This is a genomic window from Massilia violaceinigra (genome assembly GCF_002752675.1).
In the GTDB taxonomy this organism is placed as follows: Bacteria; Pseudomonadota; Gammaproteobacteria; order Burkholderiales; family Burkholderiaceae_D; genus Telluria_A; species Telluria_A violaceinigra.
On the sequence record NZ_CP024608.1, the window covers coordinates 3,048,473 to 3,061,364 of the forward strand.

The window sequence follows — 12,892 nt, forward strand, 5'->3', positions numbered from 1 at the left end:
GCAACGGCGGGGCGTGCCGTGAGCGGCGCCGATGGCCTGGTCCACGCGCCCTTGGTCACCGATGAAGATGTGGTCCGCCTGCGCAAGCTGGTGCGCGATGAAATGGTCGCTCTCAAGTTCTCCCTGATCGAACAAACCAAGATGGTCACCGCCGCCAGCGAACTGGCGCGCAATACGCTGCGCTACGGCGGTGGCGGACGCGCCGAACTCGAACTGGTCGAACGCGGCGGCAAGCGCGGCGTCAAGGTCAGCTTCATCGACGAGGGGCCGGGCATCGCCGATATCGACCTGGCCCTGACCGACGGCTACACCAGCGGCGGCGGCATGGGCCTGGGCCTGTCCGGCGCGCGCCGCCTGGCCGACGACTTCATCCTCGACAGCGCGCCGGGCAAGGGCACGACCGTCACAATCGCGAAATGGAAGCTGTTTTGAACAGATTAGGCAGGCAAGCGGCGTATCACGTAGGCGAATTAAGCGAAATCGCATCGGCCCGCCGCGCCGGCAATACCCTGGCACGCCAGCTGGGGTTCGACGAAACGCGCGCCGGCCAGCTGGCCATCGTGATCACCGAAGCGGCCACCAACATCGTCAAGCATGCCCGCGAAGGCGAGATCCTGCTGCGCGCGCTGCATGCGGGCGAGCGCGCCGGCGTGGAAGTGATCGCGCTCGACCGCGGTCCCGGCATGGCCAATGTGGCGCTGCGCATGGAAGACGGTAATTCCACCGCCGGCACATACGGCGTGGGACTGGGCGCCATCGGCCGCCTGACGCCCGAATTCGATATCTATTCGGTCGAAGGCCAGGGTACGGTACTGCGCATGACGGTGTGGAGCGGCGCGGCCGGCGCGCCCGTGTCGGACTGGGAAGCGGGCGCGGTATGCCTGCCGATGCCGGGCGAAGACGTGTGCGGCGACGCCTGGGACTTCGGTTTCGCCAAATGGGGCCTGACGTTCGGCATGGCCGATGGCCTGGGCCACGGCCCGGAAGCGGCGGTCGCATCCGAGGCGGCGGTCGCGCTGGTGGTCGACCGTGCCGCCGTGGGCGTGTCGGAACTGATGCAGCTGGCGCATGGCGCGCTGCACGGCACCCGCGGCGCCGCCGTGGCCCTGGCCGCAATCGATTGCGACGCTGGCGAACTCACTTTTGCCGGCATCGGCAATATCGCCGGCTGCATCTTCGATGGCAGCGCGCGGCGCCACCTGATGTCGCACAACGGCATTGTCGGCAGCAATCTGCGCAAGGTGCAGACGTTCACCCATCCGTGGGCGCCCGGCGCCATGCTGATCATGCATTCCGATGGCCTGGGAACGCGCTGGGACCTCGATGCCTATCCGGGCCTGGCGTTCCGCCACCCGGGCCTGATCGCGGCAGTGCTGTACCGCGATTTCGCGCGCCAGCGCGACGACGCCAGCGTGCTGGTGGTGCGCGAAAGGGAACTTGGGTAATGTCGCTGCGCATTCTCAAGATCGCGATCGGCACCGAGCTCGATGTGGTCGGAGCCCGCCAGCGGGCGCGCGAGATCGCGGTGCTGTGCGGCTTCGCCATGCAGGATCAGGTGCGCATCGCCACCTCGGTGTCCGAACTGGCGCGTAACGTCTTCAATTATGCGCATGGCGGCAAGGTCGAGTTTTCGATCGAGGACGCCGACGGCGTGCAGGCGCTGCAAATCCGCATCGACGACCAGGGCCCCGGCATCGCCGATCTCGACCTGGTGCTGTCCGGGCGCTACCAGTCATCGACCGGCATGGGCCTGGGCATCCTGGGTGCGCGCCGCCTGATGGACCGTTGCGACATCAGCACCGCGCGCGCCAGCGGCACCCGGATCGTGCTGCAAAAGCGCTTTTCCAGCGATGCGCCGCGCATGACGGCGCGCATGGTGGGCGACATGTGCGCCCACCTCAACGCGCAGGCGCCCGATTCGATGCTGGGCGAGGTGCAGCAGCAAAACCAGGAACTGCTCGGCACCCTCGATGAACTCAAGGCACGCCAGGAAGAGCTGCTGCAGCTCACGCGCGAACTCGAAGAGAACAACCGCGCCGTCAAGGTCCTGTACGCGGAGCTCGACGAGAAGGCCGACCACCTGCGCCGCGCCGACCAGATGAAGTCGCGCTTCCTGTCGAACATGAGCCACGAATTTCGCACGCCACTGAGTTCGATCCGGGCCCTTGCCAAGCTGCTGCTGGCGCGCGCCGACGGCGAGCTGTCGGGCGAGCAGGAGAAGCAGGTCAGCTACATTTTGCAGGGCACGGTCGCCATGAACGAGATGGTCGACGACCTGCTCGATCTGGCCAAGATCGAAGCGGGCAAGGTCGATGTGCGGGCCGAGCGCTTTCTGGTGGCCGACATGTTCAGCACCTTGCGCGGCCTGCTGCGACCCTTGCTGCATAGCCCCAACCTGGCACTGACGTTCCAGGAGCCCGAAGCGGAGCTGGCGCTGCACAGCGACCAGGGCAAGCTGTCGCAGATCCTGCGCAATTTCATATCGAACGCGATCAAATACACCGAACGGGGTGATATCACGGTCCGGGCGGCGCTTCTGCCGGAGCAGGGTATGATGCACTTCAGCGTGTCCGATACCGGGCTCGGAATCGCTGAGTCGGACCAGGCACTCATTTTCGAGGAGTTCAGCCAGATCGAAAACCGCTTGCAGACGCGCGTCAAGGGAACGGGCCTGGGCTTGCCGCTGTGCCGTAATCTGGCCGGCCTGCTGGGCGGGTCGGTCGGCGTCGACAGCGTGCCGGGCGCCGGTTCCGTGTTCTGGGTGTCGATCCCGCTGACCTATACGGCAGAGGGAGGCAATGCCGCCGTACCGCCGTATTCCTACTAACCGGATTGAGGTCCACCATGCAGTCCATGCCATTTGCCGATTCCCTGATCCTCAACGTCGACGACAGCGAAGGAGCGCGCTACGCCAAGTCGCGCATCCTCACGCGTGCCGGTTTCACGGTGATCGAGGCCGCCGACGGCAACTCGGCCCTGTTGCGCGCGCGCGAAGACAAGCCGGACCTGGTTCTGCTCGACGTCAAGCTGCCCGACATTAACGGCTTCGAAGTGTGCCGCCTGCTCAAATCCGACCCCGACACGCGCGCCGTGCTGGTGCTGCAAACGTCGGCCTCGTACATTGGCGTGGCCGACAAGATCAGGGCGCTCGAAGGCGGCGCCGATAATTATCTGTTCGAGCCGATCGAGCCCGAAGAACTGGTCGCCAACGTCAAGGCGCTGCTCCGGCTGGGCAAGGTCGAACGCGAACTGCGCGATGTCGACCGCCGCAAGGACGAATTCCTGGCCACGCTGGCGCATGAACTGCGCAATCCCCTGGGGCCGATCCGCAACGCGGTCGAGCTGCTGTGCCGCCTCGATCCGAACGTGCCGGAGCGCCAGGACAAGGCACGCCAGACCATCCTGCGCCATACCGGCCACCTGGTGCGGCTGGTGGAAGACCTGCTCGACGTGGCCCGTATTTCGCAGGGCAAGATCACGCTGCACGAAGAGCGCGTGGAACTGCAGACCTTTATCGGCAGCGCGCGCGAGTCGGTGACGCACATCGCCGAAAGCCGCAACCAGGCGCTCGAAGTGAGGCTGCCGGCGCACGAAGTGTGGCTCAGCGGCGACCATGTGCGGCTGGCGCAAATCGTCGGCAACCTGCTGCACAATGCCTTCAAGTTCACGCCGCCGGGCGGCGTCGTCAAGCTCTCGGCCGAGGTGATCGGACAGGAAATCCTGATCCGCATCGCGGACAACGGCATCGGCATTGACGCCACCAAGCTCGATTACATTTTCGACCTGTTCGCGCAGGATGGCTTTACGCCGGACCGGGTGCAGGACGGCCTGGGCATCGGCCTGTCGCTGGTGCGCACGCTCGTCGCCCTGCACCATGGAACCGTCAGCGCCTCCAGCGCCGGGGTAGGCCAGGGCAGCGTGTTCGAGGTGCGCCTGCCGATCGACGCGGTCGGCAGCGCTGACGATAGCGCCGCCGTGCCGGGCGCCGATGACGCCGGCGCTGCGCGCATCCTGGTGGTGGACGATAACGTCGACGCGGCCGACATGCTGGCCGAGCTGCTCGGCATCAGCGGCCATGATGTGAAGGTGGCGTACAACGGGCAGCAGGCGCTCGACCGCGCGGCCGAGTTCAGGCCGACCTATGTATTCCTCGATATCGGCTTGCCCGACATGAGCGGCTACGAGGTAGCGGCCAAAATGCGCGTACTGCCCGGCATGGACGACGCGGTGCTGGTGGCTCTGACCGGCTACGGCCAGGCGCGCGATCGCGAGCAGGCGATGGAGGCCGGCTTCGACGACCATATCGTCAAGCCGATCGATTTCGCCAAGGTTACCTCGCTCGACCTGCAGCGCCGCAAGCGCTGACCGCCACAGCCGCCTGGTCGCTTACTGCCAGGGGAAGAACCACGTGAGCGGCTTGTCGACGCGCGCAGCCCACGATTTTTCGTTGTGGGTTGCGCCTTCGGCCACGTGGTAAAACAGGTCGGCGTCCTGGCGGTAGCCCTGTTTGAGCATCGCGTCGCGCATCTTGACGGTATCTTCAAGGCCATCCTTGACGGTGCCGGCATCGAGGTAGAACCTGACCGGCAGGCGTGGCGGCAGGCTGGTGACGAATTCCTGCTTGTTCCACCAGAACGAACCGGACACCGACGCCGCCTTTGAAAACACCGCCGCATTTTTCTGCGCGATCCAGACCGATGCAAGGCCGCCCAGGGAGGAACCCATGATGGCGGTCGATTCCTTTGCCGGCATGGTGCGCAGCGTGCTGTCGATATACGGCTTGACGGTGTCGACCACGAAGCGCTGATAGGTGTCGAGCTGGCCGCCGCCGTACTGCGGGTCGCAGCAAGTCGTGTATTCGGCGATGCGTTCCGGCGTATTGTCGATGCCGACCACGATGATCTCTTCCATGATGCCGGTGGCTACCAGCCGGTTCACCGTTTCGTCCACACCCCATTCGACACCAAAGGCGGCGGTTTTTGCGTCGAACAGGTTCTGGCCGTCGTGCATGTACAGCACGGGATAGCGCTTGGCCCGATTTTCGTCGTAACTGGGCGGCAGGTAGATGCGCAGATTGCGGCTGTTCTTGAGCTGGGGCGAGGCGAAGCCGGGAATGATTTTCACCTTGCCGAACGGAGCACCAAAAAAAGGATAGATGTCGCGCGTGCTGCCGGCGGCGAGCTTGTAGGTGCCGCCGATGGCGACTTTTTCGTCACCGAGGGTGGGCTTCATGACGACGTCGCCCAGGTCGTCGGGCCAGGTATAGGTCCATACCTTGGCGTCGTCGCTCTTGGCCGCTGCGCCCTTCGACCAGGACATCGGTCCCTTGTCGCCACGGATGGTGACGCCATCCTTCGGGCTCTCGTAATGGACGCGCACCGTGGTGGCGCCCGCGGCCAGCGGCAGCAGGCTTGCCGCGGCCAGCGTAACTCGTGCCAGTGTCATTGCGTTTTCCTTTTTTACTTCAGGCGCAGCAGCCGCGCGCCGTACACATCGAACTTGTTGGATGGGCCTTCGGCGCCACCGGCCGCGCTGAAGGTGCTGTTACTTTGCAGGTAGCTCATATTATAGAAGTCGCTCATCTCCAGCGAGTATCGGCCCGGCTTGAGGCGGGTCCGCAAGGGCGTCGACATCACCGGTGGCGTGCCGGTCTTGTCGATGCGCGCATGCGGCAGCTGCACCACGCCCTGCGCCGCAATGCGGCCGGCGGCGTCTTTCAGGACCAGCCATTTTACGCCGCCGCTGATGCCAAGGTTGATCTGGTTGGCGCGATTATGGTAGCGCACCTGCAGGCCGTATTCGCCAGCCTGCGCGACCCTTACCGCGCCGAAACGCAGGCGCTCGCCCGGCTTGCCCCAGTCCTTCAGCGGCGTCTGCGCAAGGGCGGCGCCGATCAGGGGGATCTCGATCACCGTGCCGGTGCAGTGCGGCACGCTGTGGTGGCTGCGATTGCCCGAAGCGGAAAATTGCGCCTCGACAGCGTAGCACGCGGCCGCCGGCGCAGCGCGGTCGCTCCAGGCGCCGGCGGCGACGCTGGCGGCAGCCAGCTTGCCGTCGCGGTAGATGTTGTACACGGTGCCGGCACCATTGCCGTTCGCATCGATCCGCAGCGTGGCCGCTTCAGTGCCCTTGGCGATGCCCGGTTCGCGCGGTCCGAAAACGTCGGGCCCTTCGGCGTAGGGCGCCGCATCGACGCGGCGGATCTGCTGGTCGCCTTCCTGCAGTGGACCGAGCGCGATATCGATGGTCGCGTTATCCGGCAGTTGTTGCCACGTGAGCGACGCCGCTGCCGGCACGCCGCCGATGGCGATGTTCTTGACCGGATAGTAGCCGTCTTCCTTGCTGGCGGCGGGCAGTGCGATCCGGACGTTCATGCGCTTGCCGCGCAGGGTCAGGTTATTGAGGGTGATGACGGAGGCCGCGCCAAACGTCTCGCGCCGCAGCTTGGCGGTGATAAATGGACGTACATCGATGCCGCTGCTTGTCACGCTGATGCCGAACACGTTCCCGATCACCATGCCGAGGTAGCCGCCGACCGACCACAGTTGGCGCTTCGAGTTGATCACGGGGCCGATCAGTGCAGGCTGCTGTTCATCGAGCAGCAGCGGCTGGCCGGAGATCCACTCCAGGTTTTCCATGTTCGACAGGTTCAGCGCGGCGCCGCGCATCAGCGTGCCGTATGCGGCGTCGGCCACGCTGACGTTGGCGCGCAGGCTGGCGGCCTTGAGGCCGTAGGCGGTCACGAACGGCCAGATGGCGCGGTTGTGGTACACCGGCGTGCCTTGCTGCTGCGGGTAGATCACGGGTGCGCCCATCGGCCCGTGCGGATAGCTGGCCAGGATGCGGCGCGCGCGTTCGCCGTCGGCCACGCCGGTGACGATGGCCAGCGCTTGTCCGAGCCAGTCGAATTTATGCATTGGCGCCCCGTCGAAGTGGGGCGCGCTCAAGCTGCTGTACATGCCGGCGTCCTCAAGCCACAGGCGCTCGTTGATGCTGCGCTTGAGCGCCGTGGCCCAGCGGCCATATCTGGCCGAACGTGCGTGGTCGCCGCTGTCGTGTGCCAGCGATGCGGCCAGGGTCAGCGCCTTGTAGTGAAGGACGTTGGTCGACAGGGCTTTCGAGCTGGCCAGCGAGGCCAGGTCGCCCACGATCCAGGCGGCGTAGCTCTGGTCGCGCCAGTCGAGAAAGGATTGTTCGCCCATGTACAGACCGGAGGCGGCGTCGAACGCAGCCAGCCGGTCGTTTTCCAGGGTGTTGACCAGCGCTTTCAGGGCGCGCTCCACAAACGGTGCGCGCTGCGCCGGCGGCAAATTATTGAGCGCCGCTTCGGCGCCGAGTACCCACGCTACGCGGTCGGTGCTGACCGGCCAGCTGCCGCCGCTGCCGGTATCCTGGATGATCTGCATGCCGTCGGCGCTGCCCGCCACCTGCGGCGCGCGGGTGATACCGGGCCGGTAGCCGGACAGCTTGAAGTCGAGCGAGTTGCGCACCCGCTCCGGGTCGAGCATCGCCAGCCCCAGGTCGGCTGCGTACGACAGGTCGCGTGTCCAGACGTAGTGCCATTTTTCGCCGGTTTCGAAGCAGTCGCAGTCGATGGCGCTGGCGCCGTTGTAGTTGCCATCCTTGATTTGCGCGACCGCATTCTGCTTCATTTCATCGAGCGCCAGTGCGAACAGCGCGTCGAAGGCGAGGCTGCCGCTGCGCACCGTGGGCTGGCCTGCGGCCTCTCGATAGGTGGCCGATTGCGGGCCGGGGTCGCGCAGCGGCATTGTGGTCGATTGGGTATAGCTGCGCAGCGTCGCATGCACGTCCGGCGTCGAGAAGCGCACCGTGGCAGTGGCGCCATCAATGATGCGGTATTCGCTGGGGCTGATGACGGCGTGGCCCTGGTGCGGATCGGCCGTGCTGGCGGGCGGCGTGCCTGTCTGCGCCACGCGCAGCAGCGGCGCCGCCGGGTCGGAGGCGTCGATGGAAAAGCGCCAGGTCGATGTCTTTTTGACGAACAGGTAGTCCTCGGGACCGGGCCGGGGTTGCATCTTGTAGCTGGCGCCGGCGGCGACGGTGACGCTGGCGGTCGGGTCGATCACCCATTCGGCCGACCAGTCCTTGCTGCCGACCTTGAAGCCGTGATAGCCGGGGCTGACCAGGATCTCCGCTTCGTACACGCCCTTGCCTTTGTAAGCCAGCGGATGGTCAATGCCCCAGCCATTGAAGCCGCCGCGCAGGTACATGGGCGCGGCCAGCGTGCCGCTGTCGGCGATGCTGGCGGCGCTGGCCGAGAACAGGACGGCGGCGAGCAGGTGGGTGGTCTTGAACATCAGCGGTATTCCTTCCGTTCGACGATGCCCTTCAAGGCATCCTTCGATTTGAGCATGGGGAAGTCGTCGGCGCGGTAGCGCCGGGGCGTCTGGAAAACGAGTTCGCCGATCTCGCTGGCATAGCTGGCCTGGCGCGGGCGCACCGCGAGCGGCTTGCCGTTGACCGTGGCCTTGCCGCCACCCGTCACCAGCAGGGCCGGTTTGCCGGGAGCGAGTTCGAACGCGAGCTGCGATCGGCTCTTGTCGCCGTTCAGGAAGTTGAACGACACCTTGCGCGGCGCGCCGCCGTTCAGACGCAGCGTCCAGTGCTGCTGCTTGCCCACGCGGCGGAAATCGACTTCGATGCTGTCCGCTGCGCCGAAGGGCAGGGTCGCGTAAAACTCGCTCCACGCGGCGGGGATCGCCGGCGTGAAGGCCAGCGTGTTGTCGAGCAGGCGTGGCCGGAAGCCGACGTAGTCCTGGTAGCCGTTGCGCGCATACTCGGCCACGCTCCACGACTGAGCGTAGGTGCCGGATGGTGTGGGCTTGCCGTCGTCGCCGGGCAGGGCGTCGAGCAGTTCGCTCATGTTCCCCAGTGTGCCGAGGCCGAGGATTTGCTGGCCCAGGTTTTGGCTCAATTTCCAGGCCAGGTCCTGGTAGCCGAATTTGTTCAGCGCCGTGACCGTGAAGCCGGCATTCCAGCCCCAGATGGTGCCCTGGTGGTAGGCCGCATCCTTGTGGTGAAAGGCCGGGTTTTCATGGCGCGGATGGAAGTAGGGATCGTTCTGGCTCAGCGAAGCAATGCCGTAGGGGTAGAGCAGTTCGGACACCGCGTTGCGCGTCACGCGCGCCTGCACCAAGGGCGCAATGAAGTCGTCGAACGGAATGGACACCAGCATCAGCTGGTTGGGACGGATCTTGGTATCGCGGCTGGCGTCGTCACGAAGGCGGTCGGCCATGCTGCTGCCGTCCCAGTACAGCTTGAGGAAGCTGCGCTGCGCCTTGGCGGCCAGTGCGTTCCACTGGCGCGCGCGGCCCTTGTCGCCGGCCTGCGTTGCCAGCCAGGCGCCGGTCTTGAGGGCGGTGTGCCACAGGGCCTGGATTTCGACGGCGCGCGGGCCGCGTGCAGACCACGGGTCCTTGTTGTCGATGCGGGCGTCCATCCAGGTGTCGGCCGAATCGTGCGCCAGCAGGCCGTCCTGGTCGACATAGTTGGCGAGGGCGCCGTCGAAGTAGGGCAGGGCGAGCTGGTACATCTGGCGCGCAAAGGCTTTGTCGCCGGTGTACTGGATGTACTCGAAGGCTTCGCGCAGCATCCACGGCGTACCGTCGACGGTGTTGTAGATAATGCTGTCGCCGGCCGCGACGCGGTTGGGAATGCGGCCGTACTCCTTGTCGCGCGGTTCGCGCAGGTTCTGGTAGCGCGCGAAATTCGACAGCACGGCTTTGGCTTCGTCGAACTGGCCCGATACCAGCAAGGTGCCGGGCAGGGCGATGAAGGTGTCGCGGCCCCAGTTGTCGCGAAACCACGGCAGGCCGGCCCAGATGCCGGTGCCGAATTCCTCGACCACGAACATGCGGCTGGCGGCCTTGGCCCAGTTGAGCGCCTTGTTGTATTCGGCGTCGCTGGTGGACAGGTAGCTTTTGGTCAGCGCTTCATATAGTGCCTTGCGTTCGGCGTCGATCGGCTCAAGCTTCACCTGCGCCAGTGCGCGTTCGCTGGCCTGGGCTGCGGTGTCGCCAAAGGCCACGACCACCGTCATGTCACGCACCGCTTGCGCGCTGCGCAGGGTGAGGCCGTCGCCCAGCACGAAGGGGCGGTTGGCTGCGATGGCGGTGAAAAGACCCATGGCATCGGCTGGCGCCACGACCACAACGTCGCCGTCGCGGCCGATGGCGCCCGGCGCCTTGAGCAGCGCCTGCACTGCCAGCTCGGCGTCGGCCGGGTTGGTCAGCCGGATCGCGAGCGCGTGCTTTTTCGACAGCAGCGCCATTTCCTCGATGGCGCCGCCGGCGTGGCGCACCCGGTGGCCGTAAGGGAGAACCTGTTCGCTGGAGCGTGTGCGTTCGTTGGGTGTGCCGTTTACAAACGTGGCGTAGCCCTCGAACATGGAGGCATTCCTGATCGTGTAGCCGGCACCCCTGTCGTAGCTCTGGGTGTAGCCCTCGAAGTAGCCCGCCAGGTTGTCGCCCACCACGAACTGCGGTTGCTGGCCCGGCGGAACGCTGATCGCCATGGCGTCGAAGAAGGCGTCCACGCCAGGCTTGCCGGCAGCCGCGGTGATTGGCATGGCGATGGCGGCCGCCAGCGCGATCAGGTACTTCATTCAATCTCCAGGATCAATGCCGAACGGGCCGGCAGGGTCAGTGCCGTTGCGAGGGCATGGGTGGCACCGGTGATGGCATCGGTGCCGCTTTTGGCGCCCTTGAGCATTTCGTGAAAGCGCTCTAACGGCAGCACGGCGTCCTTGTCGCCTTTGTTCAGCGCCACCATGACCTTTTTCTTGCCGTCGTAGCGGAAGTAAACCCAGGTGCCATTCTCGGCGCCGTACTGCATGGTCTTCCCGTGGTGGATGACGCTGTGCGACTTGCGCCAGTTGACCAGCTTCTTGACGAAGGCCTGGGCCTCGCGCTGCTGGGCGTTCAATCCATCGCCGGTAAAGGCGCTGGCCGCGTCGGCGCGCCAGCCGCCCGGGAAGTCCTGGCGGAAGCTGGCGTCGTCGCGGATTTTGGTTTCGCTGGTCATGAGCACCTCGGTACCGTAGTAGAACTGAGGTATGCGCGGCAAGGTCATGAGCATGGCGAGGCTCATCTTGTACAGCTTGAGGTCTTCGCCGACCACGCTGAAGGTGCGCGCGATGTCGTGGTTCCCCTCGAACAGCACCAGATTGCCGGGGTCCGGATACAGGTGGTCTTGCGAAAGCATTTCGTAGACGTCGGTGAAGCCCGGTGCCGGATCGGTGGCGGCGAGGGTGGCGCGGATGGTTTCGGCCAGCGGAAAGTCCATCAGGCTGGGAAGGTAGCTGATGTAGCCGTCGAAGTTGACTTTGCCGCGCTGCCAGTGCGACACCACCACCGGCGACTTGTGCCATTCTTCGCCCACCAGGTTCAGATTGGGATATTCGGCCATCAGGCGCCGCGTGTACTCGGTGAGGAAGGCGCTGTCGGAGTAGCCGTAAGTGTCGATGCGCAGGCCGGACAAGCCGGCGTACTCGATCCACCAGATGTTGTTCTGAATGAGGTAGTTGGCTACCAGCGGGTTGGCCTGGTTCAGGTCCGGCATGCTGCTGGCGAACCAGCCCTTGGTGAAGTTGGCGCGGTCCTGCTGCGATCCGTACGGGTCCTGCACCGATACGCGATGGTGCTGGGTGGGCGTGAACGTGCCGCCGTTGGTGGTCCAGTCCGGGCCCGGCAAGTCTTTCATCCACCAGTGGTGGCTGCCGATATGCGACAGCACCACATCCTGAATGATGCCGATACCTTTCTTGCGCGCCTGCGCCGAGAGCCGGCGGTAGTCCTCGTTGCTGCCGTAGCGCGGGTCGATGCGGTAATGGTTGGTGGCCGCATAGCCGTGGTAGGAGTAGGCCGGCATGTCGTTTTCGACCAGCGGCGTGGGCCAGATCTGGGTGAAGCCCATGGCCGCGATGTAGTCCAGATGGTCGGCCACGCCGCGCAGGTCGCCGCCATGGCGCGCGGTGCCCGAGGTGCGGTTGGCCTGGTCGGCCATGCCGGGGACGTTGTCGTTGGCCGGGTCGCCGTTGGCGAAGCGGTCGGGCATGATCTGGTAGATGGCGTCCTTGCTGCCGAAGCCCTGGCGTTGGGCCGATCCGGCGTCGCGCGCCTGCAGTTGGTAGGGGTAGCGGATGGTGCGGGCGCCCTCCTTGAACAGGATGTCGAATGTGCCCGGTCTGGCGTCAGGCCCGATCATCAGGTCAATGAAGAGGTAGTTGCGGTTCGCGACCTGGGTGACCGCTTCGATGCGCACGCTCGGATAGTCGATGACGGGGCGGGTATCGGCGATGCGCTCCCCGTGGACCATCAGCTGGAGTTTGCTGTGCCGCATCCCGGTCCACCAAGAGGGCGGTTCGAGGTGGGAAATGCGTGCGGCCGGCAGGGATGCGGCGCCGGCAAGCGCGGCGGCACTTCCCAGGGCAGCAAGAGCAAACAGTCGGAGTAGGGGCGTGCGGCTTCCTGCTGGGGTCATGCTGTCTCCAATGTGTCAGGGATGACTGTCTGTGCAGTCGCGTAGTATGGCTACATGGTCTTGTTATCGATAAAGCATACTACAGAAGAGGATGGCTATCAAACGCCATGGCGCGGCGGCGATCAGTCAGCTTTACAGGTGCTAGTTTAGCTACATGGCGTGTCAATACTGTCTTAATACGCCGCAGAGATCGTCTGCGGGTCCAGCATCCGGGCATTTTTTGATCGGGTGCAACGGCGTGGGTATCCATGGTGTGGTTTTTTACTACGGAATCTGCTACAAAAATGTAGTAACGATAAATTTCCAAAAAGGAAGATTGCACTAGCTTGGTGCGAAAACTATCCAAAGCAAGGAAAAATCCGGATGATGTAGTCGGACTACAGCTGTCTTT

General features: G+C 65.0%; 8 protein-coding genes. 4 read left to right on the top strand and 4 right to left on the bottom strand.

The window, feature by feature from the left end; translation table 11 throughout:
- The first annotated feature begins 18 nt into the window (after positions 1 to 18).
- From CR152_RS13780 to CR152_RS13795, 4 genes are read left to right on the top strand one after another with little or no spacing between them, the layout of a single operon-like run.
- A complete protein-coding gene (locus CR152_RS13780) occupies positions 19 to 432 on the top strand; it encodes an anti-sigma regulatory factor (protein WP_229413385.1) in 414 nt (137 codons plus the stop codon).
- Positions 429 to 1,445: an ATP-binding SpoIIE family protein phosphatase gene (locus CR152_RS13785; protein ID WP_307718577.1), complete on the top strand. Its 1,017-nt coding sequence runs from the start codon at positions 429 to 431 to the stop codon at positions 1,443 to 1,445. Before CR152_RS13780 ends, CR152_RS13785 begins: the two co-directional genes overlap by 4 nt.
- Positions 1,445 to 2,827 carry an ATP-binding protein gene (locus tag CR152_RS13790; RefSeq protein ID WP_099875420.1) on the top strand — a complete coding sequence of 461 codons (1,383 nt, stop codon included), beginning with the start codon at positions 1,445 to 1,447 and terminating at the stop codon, positions 2,825 to 2,827. The genes CR152_RS13785 and CR152_RS13790 overlap by 1 nt, the downstream gene beginning before the upstream one ends.
- A gap of 26 nt (positions 2,828 to 2,853) precedes the next feature.
- Positions 2,854 to 4,365: an ATP-binding response regulator gene (locus tag CR152_RS13795; RefSeq protein ID WP_099882317.1), complete on the top strand. Its 1,512-nt coding sequence runs from the start codon at positions 2,854 to 2,856 to the stop codon at positions 4,363 to 4,365.
- A 21-nt stretch (positions 4,366 to 4,386) separates the two neighbouring features.
- Here the strand turns inward: CR152_RS13795 and CR152_RS13800 are convergent, their stop codons facing one another.
- From CR152_RS13800 to CR152_RS13815, 4 genes are read right to left on the bottom strand one after another with little or no spacing between them, the layout of a single operon-like run.
- Complete coding sequence (locus CR152_RS13800) at positions 4,387 to 5,445, bottom strand: alpha/beta hydrolase (protein ID WP_099875421.1); 1,059 nt, start codon at positions 5,443 to 5,445, stop codon at positions 4,387 to 4,389.
- 14 nt (positions 5,446 to 5,459) lie between these two features.
- Positions 5,460 to 8,318, bottom strand: coding sequence for an MGH1-like glycoside hydrolase domain-containing protein (locus CR152_RS13805; protein ID WP_099875422.1), 2,859 nt, complete (start codon positions 8,316 to 8,318; stop codon positions 5,460 to 5,462).
- A complete protein-coding gene (locus CR152_RS13810) occupies positions 8,318 to 10,624 on the bottom strand; it encodes an amylo-alpha-1,6-glucosidase (protein WP_099875423.1) in 2,307 nt (768 codons plus the stop codon). Before CR152_RS13810 ends, CR152_RS13805 begins: the two co-directional genes overlap by 1 nt.
- Entirely contained in the window at positions 10,621 to 12,501 is a 1,881-nt protein-coding gene (locus CR152_RS13815; protein ID WP_099875424.1) for a glycoside hydrolase family 13 protein, read from the bottom strand. The genes CR152_RS13810 and CR152_RS13815 overlap by 4 nt, the downstream gene beginning before the upstream one ends.
- Positions 12,502 to 12,892 lie beyond the last annotated feature (391 nt).